At 66.0% G+C, this 22,034-nt stretch carries 20 protein-coding genes and 1 tRNA gene; 12 read left to right on the forward strand and 9 right to left on the reverse strand.

What is annotated here, in order from left to right; all coding sequences use genetic code 11:
* The first annotated feature begins 284 nt into the window (after window positions 1-284).
* Window positions 285-1,613 carry a flagellar hook-length control protein FliK gene (locus ACN2C8_RS07735; RefSeq protein WP_419255253.1) on the forward strand — a complete coding sequence of 443 codons (1,329 nt, stop codon included), beginning with the start codon at window positions 285-287 and terminating at the stop codon, window positions 1,611-1,613.
* A complete protein-coding gene (locus tag ACN2C8_RS07740) occupies window positions 1,610-1,876 on the forward strand; it encodes an EscU/YscU/HrcU family type III secretion system export apparatus switch protein (protein WP_419255254.1) in 267 nt (88 codons plus the stop codon). Before ACN2C8_RS07735 ends, ACN2C8_RS07740 begins: the two co-directional genes overlap by 4 nt.
* 61 nt (window positions 1,877-1,937) lie before the next feature.
* Here ACN2C8_RS07740 and gltA read toward each other — a convergent pair whose 3' ends face one another.
* Both gltA and gltX read right to left on the reverse strand, forming a co-directional pair.
* Window positions 1,938-3,218, reverse strand: a complete 1,281-nt coding sequence (gene gltA / locus ACN2C8_RS07745) for a citrate synthase (protein ID WP_419255255.1) — start codon at window positions 3,216-3,218, stop codon at window positions 1,938-1,940.
* A 66-nt stretch (window positions 3,219-3,284) separates the two neighbouring features.
* Complete coding sequence (gene gltX / locus ACN2C8_RS07750) at window positions 3,285-4,706, reverse strand: glutamate--tRNA ligase (RefSeq protein WP_419255256.1); 1,422 nt, start codon at window positions 4,704-4,706, stop codon at window positions 3,285-3,287.
* 115 nt (window positions 4,707-4,821) lie between these two features.
* Here gltX and ACN2C8_RS07755 point away from each other — a divergent pair, with 115 nt between their 5' ends.
* Window positions 4,822-6,891 carry a ComEC/Rec2 family competence protein gene (locus ACN2C8_RS07755; RefSeq protein WP_419255257.1) on the forward strand — a complete coding sequence of 690 codons (2,070 nt, stop codon included), beginning with the start codon at window positions 4,822-4,824 and terminating at the stop codon, window positions 6,889-6,891.
* Between the two features lie 61 nt (window positions 6,892-6,952).
* Window positions 6,953-7,714, forward strand: a complete 762-nt coding sequence (locus ACN2C8_RS07760; RefSeq protein WP_419255258.1) for an isocitrate lyase/PEP mutase family protein — start codon at window positions 6,953-6,955, stop codon at window positions 7,712-7,714.
* Here ACN2C8_RS07760 and ACN2C8_RS07765 read toward each other — a convergent pair.
* Both ACN2C8_RS07765 and ACN2C8_RS07770 read right to left on the reverse strand, forming a co-directional pair.
* Window positions 7,711-8,349 (reverse strand): DsbA family oxidoreductase, encoded by a 639-nt coding sequence (locus ACN2C8_RS07765; RefSeq protein ID WP_419255259.1) that lies wholly within the window; start codon window positions 8,347-8,349, stop codon window positions 7,711-7,713. The genes ACN2C8_RS07760 and ACN2C8_RS07765 overlap by 4 nt on opposite strands.
* 8 nt (window positions 8,350-8,357) lie before the next feature.
* Complete coding sequence (locus ACN2C8_RS07770; protein ID WP_419255260.1) at window positions 8,358-9,683, reverse strand: diguanylate cyclase domain-containing protein; 1,326 nt, start codon at window positions 9,681-9,683, stop codon at window positions 8,358-8,360.
* A gap of 265 nt (window positions 9,684-9,948) precedes the next feature.
* On the opposite strand from ACN2C8_RS07770, the gene ACN2C8_RS07775 reads away from it, so the two are divergent.
* Entirely contained in the window at window positions 9,949-11,079 is a 1,131-nt protein-coding gene (locus ACN2C8_RS07775; protein ID WP_419255261.1) for a CaiB/BaiF CoA transferase family protein, read from the forward strand.
* Between the two features lie 215 nt (window positions 11,080-11,294).
* Window positions 11,295-12,242, forward strand: a complete 948-nt coding sequence (locus ACN2C8_RS07780) for a YihY/virulence factor BrkB family protein (RefSeq protein ID WP_419255262.1) — start codon at window positions 11,295-11,297, stop codon at window positions 12,240-12,242.
* On the opposite strand, the gene ACN2C8_RS07785 is transcribed toward ACN2C8_RS07780, so the two are convergent.
* The 4 genes from ACN2C8_RS07785 to ACN2C8_RS07800 all read right to left on the reverse strand — a co-directional run bounded on the left by ACN2C8_RS07785 (window position 12,214) and on the right by ACN2C8_RS07800 (window position 14,236).
* The gene (locus tag ACN2C8_RS07785; protein ID WP_419255263.1) at window positions 12,214-12,447 is read right to left on the reverse strand and encodes a sulfurtransferase TusA family protein; all 234 of its coding nucleotides are present in this window, start codon (window positions 12,445-12,447) and stop codon (window positions 12,214-12,216) included. The genes ACN2C8_RS07780 and ACN2C8_RS07785 overlap by 29 nt on opposite strands.
* Entirely contained in the window at window positions 12,440-13,180 is a 741-nt protein-coding gene (locus tag ACN2C8_RS07790; protein ID WP_419255264.1) for a pseudouridine synthase, read from the reverse strand. The genes ACN2C8_RS07785 and ACN2C8_RS07790 overlap by 8 nt, the downstream gene beginning before the upstream one ends.
* Complete coding sequence (locus tag ACN2C8_RS07795) at window positions 13,177-14,088, reverse strand: class I SAM-dependent methyltransferase (protein ID WP_419255265.1); 912 nt, start codon at window positions 14,086-14,088, stop codon at window positions 13,177-13,179. The genes ACN2C8_RS07790 and ACN2C8_RS07795 overlap by 4 nt, the downstream gene beginning before the upstream one ends.
* 58 nt (window positions 14,089-14,146) lie before the next feature.
* Window positions 14,147-14,236, reverse strand: a tRNA-Ser gene (locus tag ACN2C8_RS07800).
* A gap of 158 nt (window positions 14,237-14,394) precedes the next feature.
* Between ACN2C8_RS07800 and ACN2C8_RS07805 the strand changes: the two genes are divergently transcribed.
* The 6 genes from ACN2C8_RS07805 to ACN2C8_RS07830 all read left to right on the forward strand — a co-directional run bounded on the left by ACN2C8_RS07805 (window position 14,395) and on the right by ACN2C8_RS07830 (window position 20,169).
* Window positions 14,395-15,255, forward strand: a complete 861-nt coding sequence (locus ACN2C8_RS07805) for a septal ring lytic transglycosylase RlpA family protein (RefSeq protein WP_419255843.1) — start codon at window positions 14,395-14,397, stop codon at window positions 15,253-15,255.
* Window positions 15,256-15,309: 54 nt separating this feature from the next.
* Entirely contained in the window at window positions 15,310-15,936 is a 627-nt protein-coding gene (gene tmk, locus ACN2C8_RS07810; RefSeq protein ID WP_419255266.1) for a dTMP kinase, read from the forward strand.
* Between the two features lies 1 nt (window position 15,937).
* Window positions 15,938-16,942, forward strand: coding sequence for a DNA polymerase III subunit delta' (locus ACN2C8_RS07815; protein WP_419255267.1), 1,005 nt, complete (start codon window positions 15,938-15,940; stop codon window positions 16,940-16,942).
* Window positions 16,939-17,727, forward strand: a complete 789-nt coding sequence (locus ACN2C8_RS07820; protein WP_419255268.1) for a TatD family hydrolase — start codon at window positions 16,939-16,941, stop codon at window positions 17,725-17,727. Before ACN2C8_RS07815 ends, ACN2C8_RS07820 begins: the two co-directional genes overlap by 4 nt.
* Window positions 17,724-18,530, forward strand: coding sequence for an MBL fold metallo-hydrolase (locus tag ACN2C8_RS07825; RefSeq protein WP_419255269.1), 807 nt, complete (start codon window positions 17,724-17,726; stop codon window positions 18,528-18,530). Before ACN2C8_RS07820 ends, ACN2C8_RS07825 begins: the two co-directional genes overlap by 4 nt.
* 151 nt (window positions 18,531-18,681) lie before the next feature.
* Window positions 18,682-20,169 (forward strand): phosphoesterase, encoded by a 1,488-nt coding sequence (locus ACN2C8_RS07830; RefSeq protein WP_419255844.1) that lies wholly within the window; start codon window positions 18,682-18,684, stop codon window positions 20,167-20,169.
* Between the two features lie 181 nt (window positions 20,170-20,350).
* Here ACN2C8_RS07830 and ACN2C8_RS07835 read toward each other — a convergent pair whose 3' ends face one another.
* A complete protein-coding gene (locus ACN2C8_RS07835) occupies window positions 20,351-21,646 on the reverse strand; it encodes a DUF5690 family protein (protein ID WP_419255270.1) in 1,296 nt (431 codons plus the stop codon).
* Window positions 21,647-22,034: the final 388 nt, after the last annotated feature.

A 22,034-nucleotide genomic window follows, 5' to 3' on the forward strand; every position in this document is an offset into this window, starting at 1 on the left:
CGACTGAGGTTGCGACGGCCCTGTCCGCGATGGCGCGCGCCGCGCTGATCAGTAGCACATCGACCCTTGGCCAGATCGTCGGAGCCCCACACGCGGACGCTCATGCGCAGGCTGGCGTGGCTGTTCCCTCGGTCTCACACACGAGTGTCGATACGCCAGATGGTGGGCGCGCCATCGCGCCATCCTTGCCCTCAGCCGAGCCCTCCGCCGGCGACCGGCTGGCTGCGGCCGTACGATCGGCAGCGGCGCACGCGGCGCCCGTCCAGTCCGGGTTGGCGCCGCTCATGGCGGATATCGAGGCTGTAGTCGTCAGACCTGAGACGCCTCAGACGGTGCGGCAGGCGGCCAAGGCCTTGCTCGGAAGCCTCATCCCTGCAGAACAGCCAGTAACCTCCGCGCTCGTCCGTAGCGCTTTCCAGGGCTCCGGCGTCTTTATGGAAACGCGTCTGGCGCGTTCTGTGATGGCCGAGCACAGGCCGATCCCGTCGACGTCGGGCGACATGAAAGCGGCGCTGCTGGTGTTTCGCGCCGTCGTTTCGACTTGGCTGGCCAAGTCTCCCGAGGGCGAGCCATCCGCTTCCGGGGTCTCTTCAGCGCCGGGTGAGTACGCTGCGCCGGCGCGGTCTAATCCCGGTGTTAGCCCGACCTATGCGCCGATCAGCGTGGCTTCTTCGACTCCCGATCCGAGCGGCGTCCGTGGCGACCAACCGTACCGCGTTCCGACTGATCGACCGCCGGCTTTGGGCGCCTCCCATGCGGCCGTCCTGTCAACGGCGCCGAAGTCCACGATTCCAGCGACGTCCGCGCCAGCGCTCCTGGCGGCGCCGGAGACGTCCATCGAGCAGAACGCTCCGTCGCCGATCCCATCGACTTCGCCAGCTCGCACCGGGCCTGTCGCACCGACCCAAACCTTTCTGATGGTGGGGCTGATCGAGGACGAGGCCAGCGAGTTGCCGCTGCCCGTTGACCAGGAAGAGGCGGATCCTGCTCACGATCCGCGTTCAATCGCTCCTTCGGTGTCAGCGCGAGCGCCTGCCAGGCCCCCGCCGCCCTATGCGGGGGGGCCCCTGTCGGCTCAGGCAGCAGTCAGCTCCGACCTTGCCGGAGACCTCCCGCCAGCCGAGCTGGCGCGGCGTCTGCTGAAGGGCGTCGACGGCGCTATAGCCCGCCAGGAGCTGTCCCAGATCGCATCGCTTCCGGAACCGCGCGGCGAGGCTGAGCGGCTCACCGAGAGCAGGACTACACGTTGGGTCTTCGACCTGCCGTTTCAGACCCCTCAGGGTGTCGCTGTCGCCCAGTTCGAGGTCAGCCGCGACGGCGGAGGCGCAGGATCCGACCCTGGGCGCGAAATCGAACGAACCTGGCGCGCTCGTTTCTCGCTTGATGTGGAGCCGCTAGGACCGGTCCACGTCCAGATTGCGCTCACGGGCTCACGCACGCGGGTGGGCCTGTGGGCCGAACGGCCGGACGCGATGGCCCGCCTTCAGGCCGGGGAGGCGGCTTTGAGCGCCGCGCTTCGCGAGGCTGAGCTGTCGCCGGAGGTCGCCTTCCATGCGGGCGCCCCAACGGTGGCTGTGACCGCGCCAGGCCGCTTCGTGGATCGGGCGTCATGACCGGCCTTGTTGGCGGCGGGCGCGGTCCCGGCAAGATCGCTGTCGCCTTGCTGTACGAGGGTGGCGACACGCCCAGGGTCGTCGCTTCAGGTCAGGGCTGGCTTGGCGAGAAGATCGTCGAGACGGCGCGCGAGCATGGCGTGCCCATCGAAGACAACCCGGCTCTGGCCCAGGCCCTGTCGACCATCGAGATCGACGAGGAGATCCCCGAAGCGCTCTATCGCGCAGTCGCCGAGATCCTCAGCTTTCTGCTCAAGCCTTAACGGGCAAGGAAAAGGCCCCGCCTTGCGACGGGGCCTCTCAGGATCGGTCTGGATCGACGGCTTAGCCGCGCTTTTCGAGCGGCGTGTAATCGCGCTGCGTCGCGCCGGTGTAGAGCTGGCGCGGACGGCCGATCTTGCGCGCGGGATCCTCGAACATTTCCTTCCACTGGCTGATCCAGCCAACGGTGCGGGCCAGGGCGAACAGCACGGTGAACATGTTGGTCGGGAAGCCCATCGCGCGCAGGGTGATGCCCGAATAGAAGTCGATGTTCGGGTAGAGCTTGCGGTCGATGAAGTAGGGGTCGCTGAGGGCGACCTTTTCCAGCTCCATGGCCACTTGCAGCAGGGGATCGTTGATGCCCAGCTGCTCCAGGACCTCGTAGCAGGTCTTCTGCATGACCTTGGCGCGCGGGTCGAAGTTCTTGTACACGCGGTGGCCAAAGCCCATCAGCTTGTACTTTTTGTCCTTCACGCCCTGCACATAGGCGGGGATGTTTTCGACCGTGCCGATTTCCTCGAGCATCTCGAGGGCTTCCTGGTTGGCGCCGCCATGCGACGGGCCCCACAGGCAGGCGATGCCGGCGGCGATACAGGCGAACGGGTGAGCGCCCGACGAACCGGCCAGACGGACGGTCGAGGTCGAGGCGTTCTGTTCGTGGTCGGCGTGCAGGATGAAGATGCGGTCCATGGCGCGCGTTAGGACGGGGTTGGGAACCCAGTCCTCGGCCGGCACCGAGAAGCACATGCGCAGGAAGTTTTCCGAGTACGAGAGCTCGTTGCGTGGCGTCACGAACGGACGGCCGACGCTGTACTGGAAGGCGCGCGCGGCGATGGTCGGCATCTTGGCGATCAGGCGATGGGCGCTGATCTCGCGTTGCTTGGGATCATCGACGTTCAGGCTGTCGGCATAGAAGGCCGACAGGGCGCCGACCGCGCCGGTCATGATCGCCATCGGGTGAGCGTCGCGGCGGAAGCCCTGGAAGAAGCTGTCGAACTGGGCGTGCAACATCGTGTGGTAGGTGATGTTGTGCTCGAACTTGGTGGCCTCTTCGGCCGTGGGCAGTTCGCCGTTCAGCAGCAGGTGGCAGACTTCCAGGAACGAGGACTTCTCGGCCAGTTGGTCGATCGGATAGCCGCGGTGCAGCAAAATGCCGGCGTCGCCGTCGATATAGGTGATCTTGCTCTCGCAGGACGCGGTCGAGGTGAAGCCCGGATCGAACGTGAAGTGGTCGCTGTCGCCGTAGAACTTCCGGACATCGACGACGTCCGGACCGGTGCTGCCCTTGAGGATCGGCAGATCGTAGCTCTTGTCGCCGATCGTCAGTGTGGCTTTATCGGTCATGCGGGAAACCCCTTCATCGATGGAACGAGCAGTCCAAGTTTCATTTCGCGAGTGCGTTATAGCGCCTCATGCGCGCACAGCTAGCGCGTCGTCAAGACGGCCGAGAGTCTCCTCGCGACCGATGGCGGTCATGATCTTGTTCAGGTCGGGCGCTTGTGACCCGCCCGTTAGAATGCCGCGCAACGATGGGCCGAATTTGCCAAAGCCGACGCCTTCGGATTCCGCGAAGGATTTCAACAGCGTTCCCAGCTCCTCGACCTCCCAGACCGGGGTCTGGGCCAGCCGATCGCGCAGGCGGCGCAGGCGCTCGACTGTTTCTTCGTTCAGTTGCTTGGCGGTTTTTTCCTCAAGCGCGAACGGTCGCATTTTCAGCGCGAACGCGCAGTGTTCAGCCAGTTCAAGAATGGTCTTGGCGCCTTCCTTGACCTGCGGAACGACCGCCAGCAGGCGAGCGGCCGCGTCTGTGGGCAAGCTGGCGCCCTGGGCGATCAGCGCCTTCAGGACAAGGTCGGCCAGACGGCCGTCATCGGCGACGCGCAGGTGCTGGCTGTTGATGTGATTGAGCTTGGCCCAGTCCAGGCGCGCCGGCGCCTTGACCACGTCCTTGACGTCGAACCATTCGATCGCCTGGGCGTCGCTGAACACCTCGTCGTCGCCGTGGCCCCAGCCAAGCCGGGCCAGATAGTTGCGCAGTCCCTCGGGGATATAGCCCATGTCCGCGAACTCGCCGACGGCCTGTGCGCCATGGCGCTTGGACAGCTTGGCGCCGTCCGGACCGTGGATCAGCGGGATGTGGGCGAAGGCTGGCAGCTCCCAGTCCATCGCCTGATAGATCAGGGTCTGGCGGGCGGCGTTGTTGAGGTGGTCGTCGCCCCGGATCACGTGGGTGACGCCCATGTCGTGGTCGTCGACCACAACGGCGAGATTATAGGTCGGCGCGCCGTCGGCCCGCAGCAAGACGAGGTCGTCGAGATCGGTGTTCTTGAACGTCACCGGACCCTTGACCAGATCGTCGACCAGGGTCTCGCCGTCGGCGGGGCCCTTGAAGCGGATGACGTGCGGCGCCGACGGATCGGCCGGCGGCGTTGCGTCGCGCCAGGGCGAGCGGATGGCGTGGCCTTCAGCGCGGGCCTTTTCGCGGGCGACTTCCAGTTCCTGGACCGTCATCCAGCAGCGATAGGCGCGGCCGCGCTCCAGCAGTTGCTGAACGACTTCGGCGTGGCGTGGTGCGCGCGTATGCTGGAACACCGGTTCCTCGTCCGATGTCAGCCCCAGCCAGTCCAGGCCCTCGAAGATCGCGGCCACGGCGGGTTCAGTCGAACGCTCGCGATCGGTGTCCTCGACGCGAAGAAGGAACTTTCCACCCGTATGGCGTGCATATAACCAGTTGAACAGCGCTGTGCGTGCGCCGCCGATATGCAGGAAGCCGGTGGGCGAGGGGGCGAAGCGCGTGACCACGGCGCGGTCGGTGGAGGAGGGGTTCGACATCGAACTCAATGCTGAAAGGCAAGACGCCGCCGAGACGGCCGGGAACGCGCGCCGAGGCGCGGCTTGGGCGGCGCGTCTTAGCACGGCGCTTCGCGCATGGCCTAGTCCGCCGACAATGTTCCGGGTCCTGCGCGATGAGACGAGCGCCAATCTGGATCGCTGGTTCCTTTGGAGTCCGGTCTGGTTCGGCTTGGGCGCGGCGGCCTATCTTCAAGCGCCTTTCGAGCCCTCACTCTCGCTATTGGCCTTTCTGAGCCTGATCAGCGTCATGCTGTGGTGGCTCTGCCGATCCTCGATCCGGATCTTGATCGTCTTGCTCGCCCTGTTCGCCTTTGCGATGGCGGGGGGGCTGGCGGCGAAGATTCGCAGTGACAGAGTCGCCGCGCCGGTCATCGACGGCGAGCGCGCGCCGCGTCGCCTGGAGGGCTTCGTGGTCGATGTGGTCAGTCCTGGCGCGGGCGGACCTCGATTGCTGATCGCCCCGGTCGCCATTGGCGGCCTCACGCCAGCCGAGACGCCAAACCGGGTCCGGGTGACGGTCGACGCCATCGACTTGCCGCAGCCGGGCGATGCTGTGCGACTGCGCGCCATTCTCGGCCCACCACCGCCTCCGGCCGCGCCCGGTTCCTATGATTTCGCTCGCGACGCCTGGTTCAACGCCGTCGGGGCGGTCGGGTTTTCGCTCGGTGACATCGGCGAGACCCATCTGGATCCACCGCCGTGGAGCTTGCGGGTCACCATGGCGGTCAACGCCTTTCGCTGGCGCTTGGCCAAGCGGATCGTCGCGCACATGGGACCTGAGAGTGGCGGGATCGGTGCGGCCATGGTCACCGGCCACGAGACCTGGATCACGCCCGAACAGACCGAGGCGATGCGCGCCTCGGGGTTGGCCCACATTCTTTCGATATCGGGCCTGCACATGGCCATCGTCGGTGGCTTCGTGTTCGGTCTGACCCGGCTGGGAATCGCGGCCTGGCCCTGGCTGGCTCTGCGCGCTCCGGGCAAGAAGATCGCTGCTGTGGCGGGCCTGACGGCCGTAGCGATCTATCTGGTCATCTCCGGCGCGCCGCCGCCGGCCGAGCGCGCGGCGATCACGGCCAGCGTGGCCTTCGCCGCCATTCTGTTCGACCGCCAGGCCGTAACCCTGCACGGCCTGGCCCTGGCGGCGCTGATCATCCTGGCGCTGCAACCCGAAGCGGCCGCTGCGCCTGGTTTTCAGATGTCGTTCGCGGCCACCACGGCGCTGATCGCTCTGGCCGAAGCCTGGCCAAGGCCGATGCGCGAGATTTCGGTGCCCTGGCCGATCCGGGCGATCCAGGCCGTTGGCGCCTGGCTGGCCGTCAGCATTGGCGCGAGCTTTGTCGCCGGGCTGGCGACGGGTCCCTTCGCCATGCAGCACTTCAACCGTGTGGCCATCTGGGGCTTGCCAGCCAATCTGATCGTCGCGCCGCTGTCGTCCTTCGTGATCATGCCGTTCCTTGCCCTGGGCACGGCGCTGGAAAGCGTCGGCTGGGGCGAGCCCTTCCTGTTGATCGCCGGCTGGGGCGTCGAGGCGATGGTCGCCGTGGCCCGCAAGTTCGAGTCGATCGGCGGCCAGGCCGTGGTCGCCAGCGCGCCGCCGTTCACCCTGGTGGTCGCGTTTCTGGGCTTGATGATTCTTTGCCTCTGGAGCGGACGACTACGCTGGCTCGGCGCGCCCCTGGCGCTGGCTGTCGCCCTTTGGCCTCGCCCTCCGGCTCCTGACGTCTGGATCGCCGCTGACGGCGCCACGGCCGCTGTTCGGCGAGGCAGGGAGGCCGTCCTCCTGCGGCCGGACAACCGCCGCTTTGGCGCTGAACTGTGGGCGCGTCGACGGGGTCTGGCGATCGGCGAGACGCGTGGCTTTATGTGTTCGGCCTATGCCTGCCGGCCCCAGAGCGACGCGCCGGTGGCCATCGCCCTGTCGTGGAGCCGCAAGGATATCTCGGCGCAAGCGCTTGGAGATCTCTGCTCAGGCGCCGAAATCGTTGTCCTGCGGGCAGACTTTTCGGGCGCAATGCCGACGGGCTGCGCCGATCGCATCGTCCTTACGGCTAGAGACTTCGCAGTTGGTGGCGCAGCCGAGCTCTATCGGCGCGACAACGCGTGGTGGATTGTATGGGCGCAGCCGCTGCGAGGCCGGCGGCCATGGTCAGGGGCGCATTGAGCACTGCTGCCACTTACTGTCACCATGAGGCACTATCTCTGACGGGTTCCCGGAGGATTTGATGTCGTCGCCCCAACTCGCCGCCCGCCGCGCCGCCTTTCGCACCTTGCATGAGGACGGCTGTTTCATCTTGCCCAATCCATGGGACGCCGGAAGCGCCAGGCGTCTCGAAAGGCTCGGCTTCACGGCTCTGGCGTCTACCAGCGCCGGGGCGGCTTGGGCCTTGGGTCAGGACGATGGCGGGCTGACGCGGGATCAGGTGCTGGCCCATCTGAGCATGCTCTGCGCCGCGACGGATCTGCCGGTGAATGCCGACTTTGAAGCCGGTTTCGCGGATGATTCTGAAGGGGTGGCCGACAGTGTGCGGCTGGCCATCGGCACGGGGATCGCGGGCCTGTCCATCGAGGATCGTATCGGCCGTGACCTCTATGAGCCGGCGCTCGCGATAGAGCGGATCAGGGCGGCGCGAGCGGCGATCGACGCCAGTGGTGAGGATGTCATCCTGGTCGGCCGGACTGAAGGGTTCCTGATCGGGCGCAAGGACCTGGCGGTGACCATCGACCGCCTTGTCGCCTATGCCGACGCCGGCGCCGACTGCCTGTACGCTCCCGGGGTGATCGACGTGTCCTCGGTCGCCGAGATCGTCAAGGCCGTCGCACCCAAACCGGTCAACGTCCTGATGGCCTGGCCGGGCCAGGCCGTTCAGCCTCTGGCCGACGTTGGCGTGCGCCGGGTGAGCGTCGGCGCCGCTCTGGCCGGGGCCGCCTGGGCGGGGTTTGACGTCGCGGCCAAGATGCTGGCCGAAGAGGGCAGGCTGCCTTAGGCGCGCACCGCCTGATCAATGGCTTCGGCGATCCGTTCCGGCGATTCCGCGCCGACGACCGCGACCTTGCCGCTGAAGATCACGTAGGGCACGCCGGTGACGCCGCCCTGCACCGCCATGGAATGCTCGCGGGTCACCGACTCCCGGTCGGCGCCCTCGGACAGCAGTTGCAGCACGACCAGCCGCTCCATGCCGGCGGCTTGAGCGATATCGGCCAGCACCATGGGGTCGCCGATATCGCGGCCTTCCGTGAAATAGGCGGCGAACAGGGCCTCGACCACCGCGTCCTGGACGCCGGCGGTCAGGGCCCAGCGGATCAACCGATGAGCGGCGTTGGTATTGGGGGATTTGTCGATGACGGCGAAATTGAAGGTGATTCCGTCATCGGCGCCGCCAGAGACCAGGGCCTCGTGCACGGCCTTCAGGCGTTCCGGATCCTTGAACTTGCTGGCCATATAGGCCTTGCGGTCGACGCCTTCCTCGGGGAGCGAGGGATCCAGCTGATAGGGCCGCCAAAGAAGCTTGGCCTCGATATCGGGCCGCAGCGCCATCGCAGCCTTTACGCGTCGCCAGCCCAGATAGCACCACGGACAGACGACGTCGGCGACCACGTCCACGATCATCGGCTGGTTCATCGCGGGTCTCAGCTGGCTTCGCGCTGCAGGGCCCGGGCGGCGGCCCGCTCCAGCGCCTTGACCGGCCCTTCGCCGGCTTCGATCTGGGAGACGCCGATGTCGAATTCGCAGACGAACGGCGGCCGGTCTTCGCCGGCGTCAAAGGCGGTGCAGCCGATGACCGCGGCGATCCGCTCGGCCGCAGCGCGGGCGGCGTCCTGGTTGGTGGCGGGCAGGGCCAGGGCAAAGACCTCCGGCGCAAGGCGGGCGGCGGTGTCCTCGACGCGGACAAGGCGGCCGACCATCGAGCCGATCTGGGGTATGGCGCGGTCCAGCCAGCCATTCTGACGCGCCCAGACGGTCTCGGGCTTGTCGGCGACCCGCAGAACGCAGATGGACAACGGACGGGAGCGCTCCCGCGCAGCGGCCGTAAGGCGCGCCAGGTGGGCGGCGAACAGATCGCGCGTGAAGAGGCCTGTGGCGGCGTCCATCAGACCCGAACTGCGGGCCTTTTCCAGCGCCCCACGGATCGACTCGCCACGCCGGTAGTTTCTGGCCAGTTCCATCACCCGGCGCGCGGTTTCGACCTCAGGCGTCTCCGGCGACGCGACGTCGGAAACGCCTCGGTGGAAGGCCTCCGACATGGTCACATAGCTTTCGGCCTTCAGATACAGCATGGCCGGAATATGGAAGAGGCGCGTGTTGCGGCGCATGCCGGCCGCGATCGACAGGGCTTCCTGCTGGTTGTCGCCGGCCCACAGCACGACAGAATCGAAGGCTCGCTCGTGCAGGTAGTCGAACGCCGTATAGGCCGTGAAGGCGCCCACGACTTCCGCGCCGCTGCGCTTGAGGGCGTTGGAAAGCGCCAGGAACTGAGGGGCTGGCTCACCGACCGCCAGGATGCGGAACGGCGAGGGCTGGGGTTCCGGCAGGTCCATTCGACGACCGCGCTCGCCGAAGGTTTCGAGCCGCAGCTCGAACTCCTCCTCGGCGATGGCTGTGCGCACCAGAGACTCCAGACGCAGAGCCGCCTGGGACGGATGCAGCGGCGGCGAAAGCGTCAGGTCGAAGGCCTGGCTGTGCTGTCCGCCGTCGAGTTCGCCGATGGCGATCACGGGGAGGCGGCGCGGCGCGACCGCAGCCTTCAGGCGACGGGCGAGCGACTGGGTGTCGGGACCCGCGCTGGCGAGGTCGACGATCACCGCCTCGATCGGCAGGTCGCCAAGCGCGGCGAGGGCGGCATAGGGCCCACGCGCGGTGATGGTCCGCCAGCCAAGCCGGTCCAGCCCCTCAGCCAAGGGGCCGGCGCGTAAATCGTCGCGAGCCACAATTAGGATCCGGGCGTCTAACGCCACACTCTACCTCCGCCCGAAATCCAACAAACGCCGGCCGCACTCGGCCGTCGGGATTCGACGCCGCAACATAGCAGAGGCGATCACAGGGGATAGGGACGCAACGTCGCGGTGAGGCGAGCAAAATGCTTTTGGACAATGGAAGCGAGCTTGCTCGCCCCGCACGCCATCTCCCAGCCCTGGCGCCAACAGCCGCTTGCATGACCGAACGTCAGGACCTTTCTAGTCGGGGCAACGACTGCGCCGAAGAGTCGATGAGGAGACCACCATGGGCCAGGGGCCACTTTCAGGACTGAAGATCGTCGAGTTCGCGGGCATTGGTCCTGGTCCGTTCTGCGGCATGCTGCTGTCCGACCTTGGCGCTGACGTGATCCGGATCGACCGGAAGGGGCAGGGACGAGGGGGATCGCCAGCCGACGTGACAGCGCGGGGCCGCCGGTCGGTGGCGCTGGACCTGAAAAATCCCGCCTCCATCGAGACGTGTCTAAAACTCCTGGAGAGCGCCGACGGTCTGATCGAGGGCTTTCGGCCGGGCGTCATGGAGCGCTTGGGCCTGGGCCCGGATGTGGCGCTGGCGCGCAATCCCAAGCTTGTTTACGGCCGCATGACCGGGTGGGGCCAGTTTGGCCCCTACGCCAAGGCCGCCGGTCACGACATGAACTATATCGCCATCACCGGGGCGCTGGACGCCATTGGCACGGCGGAAAAGCCGGTCCCGCCCCTGAACCTGGTTGGCGACTTCGGCGGCGGTGCGCTCTATCTGGCGTTTGGCCTGCTGGCCGGCGTGATCCATGCCCGGGCGACGGGGCAGGGTCAGACGATCGACTGCGCCATGAGTGATGGCGCCGCCTCGCTGATGGCCATGTTCTACGGTTTCAAGGCGGGCGGCATGTGGAGTGAGGGGCGCCGGTCCAATCTGCTCGATGGCGGCGCGCACTTCTACGACACCTATCAATGCAGCGATGGCGGCTGGATTTCGATCGGGTCGATCGAGCCGCAGTTCTATCTGCTGCTGCTGGAAAAGACCGGCATCACCGATCCGCAGTTCCAGCACCAGATGAGCCGCGAGGAGTGGCCGGAGCTGCGTGACAAGCTCGCCGCCGTGATCCGCACCAAGACCCGTGACGAATGGTGTGACCTGATGGATGGCACGGACGTCTGTTTCGCGCCCGTCCTGTCGATGGCGGAAGCGCCTGCGCACGCTCACAACGCTGCTCGAGAAACCTTCGTCGAGGTGGCTGGCGTGGTGCAACCCGCGCCCGCGCCGCGTTTCTCGGCTACCCCGGGAAAGATACAGGGCCCTCCGCCCGCGGTCGGTGGCGACAACGACACTGCACTGGCGGACTGGGGTTTTTCCGCCGAGGCGATCGCGAACCTGAAGACCAGCGGCGCACTCTGAAAGCTGTCAGCCAGGCTATCGTCGACGTTCAGCGTCGGTTCAGCCGCCGGTCCCTAGATTGATCACGTACCGGGCGTTGCGCCATCCGTCCCTCGATGTGGCGTTCGGTTTCAGGCTTGTCCTGCGGAGACGCGTCGCCTTTCCTGAGGCGGCGCGTCTTTGTCGTTTCGGCAGCGGGGTTGCGCCGGGAGAAGAGCGCGGGCAGGTTCCGGCCGATGCAAGACCCCCAACCCATCCGATGGCGCGACCTGGATCTGGACCCGATTCACTGGGTCCGCGAGGTCCTGCGCGTTCTGGGCCTTGCCCTGGCTCGGATCTGGGGTCGCGATGTGATGCTGTACGTAGGCGGCGTGTCGTTCTTCGCCCTGCTGGCGGTGTTTCCCGGCCTGGCGATTCTCATCGGCCTCTACAGCCTGCTGCTGACACCGCAACAGGCCGCCGCCCAGGCGGAAAACCTCGCCGAACTGATGCCGTCGGGTGCGCGCGCGATGTTCGAGAGCGAACTCACCCGCATCGCGCATGCGCCCGAACAGGCCGTTTCAGCCCAAAGCGCTGTCGTGCTGGTCATCGGCGCCTATGCCGCCCATCGCGGGTTCAAGGCGTTGTTGGCCGGCCTTTCGTTCATTCACGATGAAGAAGACCAGCGTGGCTTCGTTGGCTTCAATCTGATGGCCCTGTTTGTGCTGATCGCGGCCTTTGGTCTGTTGTTTGTGATGTCCGGCATTTTTCTGATTTTCAGGGTGCTTGGCAGCGCGTTGCATCTGCGTCCGCTGGAAGGCGTCCCCTGGATCCAGAGCGAGTGGACCTGGGCAAGCCTTGGCGTCGTGATTGGCATGACCCTGATCTACCGCTACGCCATGTCGCGCGCGCCGGTAGCCTGGCGGGCTTCGACAGCCGGCGGCGTCGCCGCAGCGGTCCTGTGCCTGTTCATGTCCTCCGCTAGCGCCTTCTATGTCGACAAGGTCGCCCAGCTGGGCGCCACCTACGGCTCAATCTCGGCGGTGATCATCTTCCTGATCTGGCTGTCGTGGAGCGTGAACGCCATCTTCCTGGGCGGCGCCCTGGCCACCGAGGTAGAGATCGCTCTGGATGAACGTCCCCGCGCCCTTGTTGAGGGACCGCGAGGCGTAACGCTCAAGACGCCTTCAGCACCAGAAAACTGACCGCGCCGGCGTCTTCGTCGGTGATCGCGACAACCTTTGCGCCGATGCTGGCGGCGAAGTGGGGAACGTCGATACGCGCCAGTGGGTCATCGGCGATCAATCGCACCTGACCGCCCGCCGGCGCGGCTTCCAGAGCCCGTCTCAAGCGCAGGGTCGGCACGGGGCAACGATGGCCCCGGGCGTCGACGAGGATTGGATCACTCATCTCCAAAGACCTTTTCAGCCTCGGCGGCCGTCAGGATTCGATGTTGTCCAGGCTCGAGATCGCCGGGCAGGACCAGGCCACCGATGCGCTCTCTGTGAAGCTCGAGAACGTGGTTTCCAGTGGCTGCGAACATGCGCCGCACCTGATGATATCGGCCTTCGGTGATGGTCAGGCGGGCATGATGAGGATCGATCACGACCAGATCCGCCGGTAGTAGAGGCTTCTCCTCGCCTTCCAGCATCAGTTCGCCTGCAGCGAACAGCGCGCCTTCCGCGCCGCTCAAGGGGCGGTCGAGCGTCGCCAGATAGGTCTTGGGCACATGACGTTTGGGCGAGATCACCCGATGCAGATAGTCGCCATCATCCGTGATCAGGATCAGGCCGGAAGTGTCCTTGTCGAGCCGTCCCACGGTTGAGAGGCCCGGATCCCGAATGCGCCAGCGACGGGGAAGCAGGTCATAGATGCGCTCCCCGTCTTCCTTGTGCGAGCAGACCACGCCCAGCGGCTTGTGCATCAGCAGCACCAGTGGCGCGGGCGGATCGACCGGCGCCCCCCGGATGGTCATGCGTTCCGGGAGATCAGGGGTGACGGCGACCTTGGTCCCGACGTCCTTCAGAATCTTTCCGTCCAGCACGACCTTGCCGCTGGAGATCAGCGCTTGGACGTCCTTGCGGCTGCCATAGCCCAGATTGGCCAGCAGCCTGTCCAGCCGCGCCATCAGGACCTTGGTCACTTGCGGGCCTCGTAGACCTTGTAGCCGTTGGTCTCGCCGGCCAGCCGGACCTTGGCGAAATGCTCGTTCAGGATCGCTTCATAGGGAAGGTGGCGATTGGCCACCAGCCAGAGGTCGCCGCCTTTGCGCAGGCTGGCGGCGGCTTTCTTGATGAAAGCCTGCCCCAGTGAGCGATCCTCGCCGCCGGTTTCATGGAACGGCGGATTGGTGACGACGAAGTCGAGCTTGTCCAACGATGTGGCGGCCTGACGGACATCGTCCCAGACGAACTCCGCACGCGGGTCTTCGATATTGCGGCAGGCCGCGTCGATGGCCCGGCGGTCCAGATCGATCAGCGTCAGCTTGGTGACCTTCGGCGAGGCCAGAACGCCGCGCGCCAGCCAGCCGATGCCGCAACCGAAATCGGCGCCGACGCCGGAAAGTGGCGGCAAGGTTTTCAAGAGCAGATCGGTGCCGGGATCCAGCCGGTCCCAACTGAAGACGCCTGGCTGCGTCCACAGGTCGTCGGAGGCGCGGCGCGGCGCTCCCGCCTCGGCGGCGGCTTCCAGCCCGACAGGTTCGGCAGGGCGAAGGGCGACACAGATGCGATTATGTTTCTTGGAGCTTTCGCCGACCACGCAACCAAAGGCTTCAAGCTCTTTCTTCAGTCGCTGTCCGCCGCGATCCTTGGGCCCGAACGCCGTCAAGCGGCCTTCGATGGCCAGGGTCCGCAGCGCATGGGCAAGAACGAACCGACGCTCGACCACGCCAGCCGGCGCGCGAATCGCGAAAGCGTCCAGTGATTGATCCGGGATCGAAGCCAGATCCGTTGCTCCGATCACCATGGGAGAGACCTGGATCGCGTCTGCGGCGACAGGCGCCAGATCGTGATCGGCCAGGCCGTAGAACGCGGTGCGAGCTGTAGACATTGGAATCCTGGACTTCCGCCGCGCCAGATCCTGCGGGTCCAGCGCGGCGGGGAGGGTGTGGCGGACAGAGTGGGATTCGAACCCACGGTAGACTTTCACCTACGGCGGTTTTCAAGACCGCTGCCTTAAACCACTCGGCCATCTGTCCGGAGCGGCGGCTATATCAGCGCGCCCCCGCCTTAACCAGACTGCAAAACAACTGATGCATGCTGAAAGTTCGGAAGGGCTCGCCCGCGTCGGAAAGACGTCAGCATGGTTGTGGATCAGCATCTTTGGCGCGTCCTGAGGAGCGCCGGCCTGGTGGCTATGGCGGCCGCTAGCCTGGCCGCCTGTTCCACGCCAAAGCCGCGCCTGGACACCAGGATCGACAGCAACAGGCACGTGTCGTCTTCGCCGCGCGGACCCATGGTGTCGCCATCCGGAAAGCCCTTGAGAGGAACCGAGAAGCCCTATCAGATCAAGGGGATATGGTATTATCCCCAGGCCGACCCTGACTATGACGTCAAGGGTATTGGCTCCTGGTACGGCGAGCAGTTCCATAACCGCCGGACGGCCAACGGCGAGATCTTCGACATGGACGCCGTCTCGGCGGCGCACAAGACCTTGCCGTTGCCCAGCCTGGTCGAGGTGACCAATCTCGATAACGGCCGCAGGATGGTGCTGCGTGTCAATGATCGCGGCCCGTTCGTGGGTGATCGCGTTATCGACCTGTCGCGCGCCGCCGCCGATCAGCTTGGCTATCGTCGTCAGGGTGTGGCCCGGGTGCGGGTGCGCTATGTAGGCCCAGCGCCGAAATCGTCATTTGATGGGCGCCAGTATGCCCAGGCGCCCGCGCCGCCTCCACCTCCGCCGCGCCGGGAGCCGCCAAGGCAGGATGCTGAGCCGGTGTGGCCCGCAGAGCCGCCCCCGGTCCCGACCCAGATCATTCCCGCGCGGCAGAGCGCCTTCAAGGTCCAGGCCGGATCCTTTTCCAGCCGCGAGAACGCCGAGCGCGCCGTGGCGCAACTCAAGACCGCAGGACGGGCGACAATCGAACCGGTGGAGCGCTCCGGCGGCACGCTGTATCGCGTCACCGTTTCGGCCGGTGAGGATGAGCTCCAGGCCTGGTCGCTACGTGATCGCGTGGTGGCGCTAGGCTATTCCGGAGCCACCGTCCTGCGTCCCTGATCGGGTGTCGAGAGGCCACTGGACAATCGACGCGATCCGGCCGAATTGAAGCGCGTGGTGCGCGGATCATTCATCAGTTTTGAAGGCGGGGAGGGGGCTGGAAAGTCGACCCAGATCCGTCGCTTGGCCGACCGCCTGACGGCGGCAGGCTTTGACGTCGTGCTGACTCGGGAACCGGGCGGCAGTCCTGGCGCCGAGACGATCCGCGACCTGTTGGTGAACGGCGACGCCGACCGCTGGTCGCCCGTGACAGAAACCCTTCTTATGTACGCTGCCCGCCGGGACCATCTGGAGCGGGTGATCCGCCCGGCCCTGGATCGCGGGGCGATGGTGCTGTGCGACCGCTTCGCCGACTCCACTCGCGCCTATCAGGGCGCTGGCGGCGACGCCCCGGCTTCCCTGATCGCCGCGCTCGAGGATCACGTCCTGGCCGGCTCCATCCCTGATCTGACCCTGATCTTTGATATTCCCGCCACGATTGGCCTCGATCGTGCGGCGTCACGCGGCGGCGCGGCGCGATTTGAGTCCAAGGGCCTGGATTTTCATGAGCGTCTGCGGGCCGGATTTCTGGCGATCGCCCAGAAGGAGCCGGAGCGCTGCGCCGTGATCGACGCCAACGGCACGCCTGACATGGTGTTCGAGTCAGTGTGGGACGTGGTTTCGACCCGACTGGATCTCTGAAATGGACGCGCCGCCGCATCCTCGCGATGTCTATGGTCTGGACGGTCTCGGCGCGGCCGAGGCCTCGTTCCTTGACGCTCTGGCGCGCGGCCGCCTGCATCACGCCTGGCTGCTGGTGGGCCCCGAGGGGGTCGGCAAGGCGACCCTGGCCTATCGCATGGCCCGGCGCCTGCTGGGCGCGCAGCCCGACCCTTCCCAGGGCCTGCTCGGCGCGGCCCCCTCTGATGTGGTCAGCCGCCAGGTCGCCGCCCGCTCCCATCCCGATCTTATGGTTCTTGAGCGCGCCACCGACGACGGCAAGGCGCGCAAGTCCATCCCGGTCGACGAGGCGCGGCGCTTGCCCGAGTTCTTCGCCAATTCTCCGGCGATCTCGCCCTATCGCGTGGCGATCATCGATGCTGCCGACGATCTGAACGTCAACGCCGCCAATGCGGTGCTCAAGACGCTGGAGGAGCCGCCCGCGCGGGGTGTCATCCTTTTGGTCAGCCACGCGCCCGGAAAGCTGTTGCCGACGATCCGCTCGCGCTGCCGCCGACTTGTCGTGCCCGCACCCGGCGTGGAGGCGGCGACGAGCATGGTCGAGCAGCGGGCGGGGCTGGCGCATCGCGACGCCGAGCGTCTGGCTCGCATGGCGCATGGCGCGCCGGGCAGGGCGCTGCAACTGGCCTCTTGCGGCGCTCTGGCCATGGACGACGCCGCCAGCGAGATTCTGCGGGGCCTGCCCGCCATTGACGAAGGCGCCTTGCTGGCCATGGCCGACACCTTTCGTGGCGGCGAGGGCGCGGCGCGCTTCGAGCTGCTATTCGAACGCCTGGCCGATCAGGTTCACGCCATGACCACGCGCCTGGCGACGACCGGGTCTTCGCCCGCTCTGGATCGTTGGGCTGCTGTCTGGGAGCGCCTGTCGCGCTGGCCCGGGGAAGCCGAGGCTATCAACCTGGATCGCGCCGATGTCTTCTGGAGCGCCATCTCGGACTTGCGCGCAGCGGCCAGGACGGCGATGTGAGCCGCATGCTCATCGACAGCCACGTCAATCTCCACGCCCACCAGTATGACGAAGACCGCGACGCGGTGATCGCCCGCGCCCGCGACGCCGGGATCGGCCTGATGGTCACCATCTGCGACAAGGTTTCGTCGTTCGAGGCGGTCCACGCCATCGCCATGGCCGAGCCCGACATCTGGTGCACGGTCGGCACCCATCCGCACGAAGCCAAGGAAAACCCTGACCTCTCGGTCGAGGCCCTGGTCTCGCTGGCCAGCCGGCCGCGCGTCATCGGCATTGGTGAATGCGGCCTCGATTTCCACTACGATTTCTCGCCCCGCGATGTGCAGGCCCAGGTGTTTCGCACCCACGCCGCCGCCGCGCGCCAGACGGGCCTGCCGCTGGTCGTGCACACCCGCGAAGCCGACGAAACCATGGCGCAGATCCTCGAAGAGGAGCATGCGCGGGGTGCGTTCAAGCTGCTGATGCACTGCTACACCAGCGGTCCCGAACTGGCCGCTCGGGCGGCGGCCCTGGGCGCCTGGTTTTCCGTCTCCGGCATCGCCACGTTCAAGGCGGCCGAGGAGGTCAGGGCGATCATTCGCGACATGCCCGCTGACCGGATCATCGTTGAGACCGACTGCCCCTATCTCGCGCCCGTGCCGATGCGCGGCCGTCGCAATGAGCCAGCCTATCTGCCGCATATCGTTGACAAACTTGGCGATATTCGCGGCTGGACGCGCGCCGAGACCGAAGCGCGCACGGAGGACGCCTTCTTCGCGCTGTTCGACACGATACCGCGACCATGACGGGCCAGCTGGAATTCACGATTTTGGGTTCAGGCTCCTCGGGCGGCGTACCGCGAGCCGACGGTGATTGGGGCGATTGCGATCCGGCCGATCCGCGCAATTTGCGAACGCGCTGCTCGCTCCTTGTCCGTCGGAAGGGGGAAGGCGGCCCGCTGTCCGAGACGACCGTCGTCGTCGATACATCGCCTGATTTTCGTCTCCAGGCCGTCGCGGCCGGCGCTCGGCGCATGGACGCCGCACTCTTTACCCACGACCATGCCGACCAGGCGCACGGGATCGACGATCTGAGGCCGTTCTTCCTCAATCAACGTCGGAAGATCCCGACCTATATGGATGAAGCCACGCATGCCGGGCTGACCCGTCGCTTCGAGTATGTGTTTGAAACGCAGGGCGGATATCCGGCCATATGCGAGCCCAGACCATTGCCGGCACATGGCATAGCCTGGAGCTTGGACGGACCGAGCGGTCAGATTCCGGTCCAGAGCTTTGACCTCGACCACGGCAATATCCGATCTGTCGGCTTCCGGTTCGGCGGCGTGGCCTACACGCCCGATGTGGTGGCCATTCCCGAGGAGAGTTGGCCCGCCTTGGCAGATCTGGATGTGTGGATCGTCGACGCCCTGCGCTGGACGCCGCATCCGACCCACGCCCATGTCGATCGGGCCCTCGAATGGATTGCCCGCGCCAAGCCGCGCCGCGCGATCCTGACGAACCTTCATATTGATCTGGACTTCAATCAGTTGTCGTCGAAACTACCCGCCGGCGTAGAGCCCGCATTCGACGGCCTGCGCGTGGTCATCTAGGAGTTCGTCGTTCCAAGAGGGCCGCTTTCGACACGTGGTGTTCGCGCGCGGCCCGTTCTGCGCCTGCGATGCAAGTGTTGCAATTCATCGCTAAGGCGAGCCCATGCAAAAACCTGTTCTGCCTGTCCAAGGTGGTCCGCGCGCCCGGGCCTTGAAGGTCGTCCCTTTCCTTCTTGGCCTGATCGCAACGCCGCAATCTCCGTTGCAAGCCCATCCCGGCCACGCCGTCCGACCGGTGGCGCCCAAGGCGCATTCACACCGACCTGTGGATCCCCAGAAACGACGGTGGCTGGCTGGCGACCACCACGTCCACAGCTGGTTCAGCGTTGGGGTCAAGCCGGCGTCCAATCCTTCGCTGCCGCCAGAGCTGATCAAGGCCGGCGACGCCAGTAACCCCATCACGACCAATGCCAGCATGGCCGCCCGGCACGGCCTGTCCTGGATGGTCGCGACCGACCATGGCGGGCCCAACCATTCGAAGCTGAACCGGGACGAAGCCTATCCCGAACTGCTCCGCGCCCGGCGCATGACCCCTGAACTGCTGCAGTTCTGGGGCATGGAACTCGACACCCCTGCAGCCGAGCATTCCAGCCTCATTGTTCCCCGGTCCGCTTCGGAACGCGACGTGCTGTTCGGGATAGAGAGCCGGTACAACCGGCGTGAACCCTGGCCGGCAGATCCCACCCGCGACGAGGAGGCGTTCATGCTGGAGGCTCTGCGCCACATGCAGACGCTGCCTCAGCCACCGCTCGTCATCGCCAACCATCCGTCCCGCTCTGCTAGCGAAGTCGGCCGCTATGGCCTGGTCTCGCCGTCTGAACTGCGCGCCTGGAACGATACGGCGCCCGAGGTCGCAGTCGGCATGGAAGGCGCGCCCGGACACCAGGCCACCAGCCTGAAGCCTGATGGCGCCATCGATCCCAAGGGTGATCGGGGTGGCTATTCGCGAGCGCCAACCATGGGCGGCTTCGACCAGATGACGGCGCGGCTGGGGGGCTTTTGGGACTCCATGCTGGGCGAGGGGCGTCGCTGGTGGATCACCTCCACCTCGGACTCCCACCGACACTACACCGACGGCGGCAGCGACTTCTGGCCCGGCGAATACTCCAAGACCTACGTCAAGGCCGAGCACACCTATGACGACGTCCTGGACGGCCTGCGCCATGGCCGGGTTTTCGTGACCCTGGGAGACCTGGTCTCCGAGGTGGAGGTGACCGCCACGACGGCTGAGGGCGCTCGACGGGCCGAGATCGGCGGACGGCTGGAGGTTGACCCCGGCAGCGACGTGACGATCATCATCCGCGTACGCGACCCGGCGGGCAAGAATTTCGGCGGCTATTCGCCCGATGTCTCGCGGATCGACCTCATCCAGGGCGACGTCCAGGGACCAACGGCGGATCGTGGCCGGGATTCAAACCCGACCACCCGGGTCATCCGCAGCTTCTCGCCCGGCGCGTGGGCGCAGGAGCGTGAGGTTCTCTCCATGACCTATGTGCTGAAGGACGTTCAGCGATCCAGCTATGTTCGGGTGAGGGGCACGAACGGTTCTGAGGTCGAGCCGCAACCGGATCCGCCGGGAGAAGACCCCTGGTCCGACCTCTGGTTCTACGCCAACCCTGTCTTCATCACCGTCCGGTGAGCCGCGCCTGCGGACCGATACCCAAGCGCGGTGACGCGCTTTCGTAGCGCTCCGTCACATAGGCTCTCAGTCCGGCGCCAGCGTCAGCGCAATGGCCGGCACATCCTCCGGCATGGAAGCTGTCGGTGTTCCGGCCGTGCTTCTGGTCAGGCGACCCTCAGTTGACCCGGGACGACGCCTTCTACGATCGGGCCCGTTGATCACGAGAGCCGGCGGCCGTGACCTTGAAGAACACCGCTGCAGCGGCAGTGCAGACGATGCCGACGATACTGGTGGCATAGGCGCTGGCGGTGAAGAACCGCAGCCAGTCCAGATCGACCATCGCGAAATTGCGCCAGACCAGCAGGGCGACGCTTCCCAGATAGCCCGACGCGTCGGCCAGATAGATCAGGAAGCCGGCAGTGCCGACCTGGCCGCTGAAGGCGATCATCCGATCGAACAGCATCGCGTTGAACGGCGTATAGGCCATGTAGAGGCCGGCGCCCGTCAGGATCATCCAGGTCAGCGGCGACAGCAGGTGGGCCTGGAAAGCCAGGGTGGAGCCGCCCAGCAGCACGAAGCCGGCCAGAATCACCGCGTGCATGACCAGCAACGCCCGGAGATTGTCGCGAACCACGATCACGGCGGCCATGACCACCAGGGCGATGGCCGCGACGGGCAATTCGCTGGCGGTGAAGACGCTCGAGGCCCCGCCAAAGCCCATGGCGCTCCAGATCTCGGCGGCGAAGTTGTCGCGGAAATCGCGGAACGCGGTTAGCAGAATATAGGCCAGAACCAGCAACACCACGCCGGGGCCATACGCGGCCATGAAGGCCCGACGCTGGACCTTGTCCATCGGCTGCCGTCGTACGCGCGCAGCCTCATCGTCGGCGCTGGGCGGGGGGAGCTGGGTCAGGGCCCAGACCGATACTGCCAGAAGCGGCATGAAGAGCACGCCGGTGGCGGCGGGCATCCAGAAGGGCGTGAGGTGGTGCTCGACCATCAGCCATTTGCCGACCGACTTCACAACGCCAGAGGACAGGATAAAGCTGGCGCACAGGATCGCGCCCAGAACCTCCGACGTCCGCCGGCCCTCCATGTAGCCAAACACCAGGCCCCAGATCATGCCGAGCGGCAGGCCGTTCAGAAACAGGGCTCCGACGTTCCAGGGCGCAGGCGTGACCGCAAACAGGACCAAGGCCAGCCAGGACAGACCGATCAACGCCAGGATCGCCTGTCCCCGCCGGGCTGGCGAGATCTCGGAGATGACCTTGATCCCGATCATCTTTGAGATCGCATATCCGGCGACCTGGGCCAGCACCAAGGCGATCTTGTAGTCCAGGACGAATGCCCATCCATCCACGGCCCCGAACGTCGCGGCTGCGAACGGCTTCCGGAAGGCGTACATCGAGAAGTAGGCGCAGAATCCGGCCAGACCGGCGAAAAGCGTGAAGGCGAACGGGTGCGCGCGCTCAAGCCAGCGTGGCAAAATTGTCATGGAAAATCCCCCGATATGGAATTTGGTCTATACCAATTTCGTGGCGGTTCGGTGACGTCCGCCTTTGGAGCGGGGCTGTGTCGGCATTGTTCTTAAGGCGTCTTGGCTCGTGGGCGCGAGGGCTGAGCGTACAGAGCCCAGCTTTACCTCCAGCATCGCCGCGCCTGCGAGAAAATGAACCGTCTTCCGCTGCGGCATGACCTAGTCGGGCCGTCGCTCGAATCCTGTTGGATAGGAGGATGAGAACCAGGGCGCATGTGGTCAAGCAACTGGATCAGACCCTCGGCGAACCCACAGAGCCATAGCGGGAGCTTCACGAAAAATTCGTCGAAATAGTAGCGCATTTGGTCTATACCAAAAAGTGAGCAGATTCTGGCGTTGTCATTGT

The organism is Caulobacter sp. ErkDOM-C, assembly GCF_048541825.1.
Classification (GTDB): domain Bacteria; phylum Pseudomonadota; class Alphaproteobacteria; order Caulobacterales; family Caulobacteraceae; genus Caulobacter.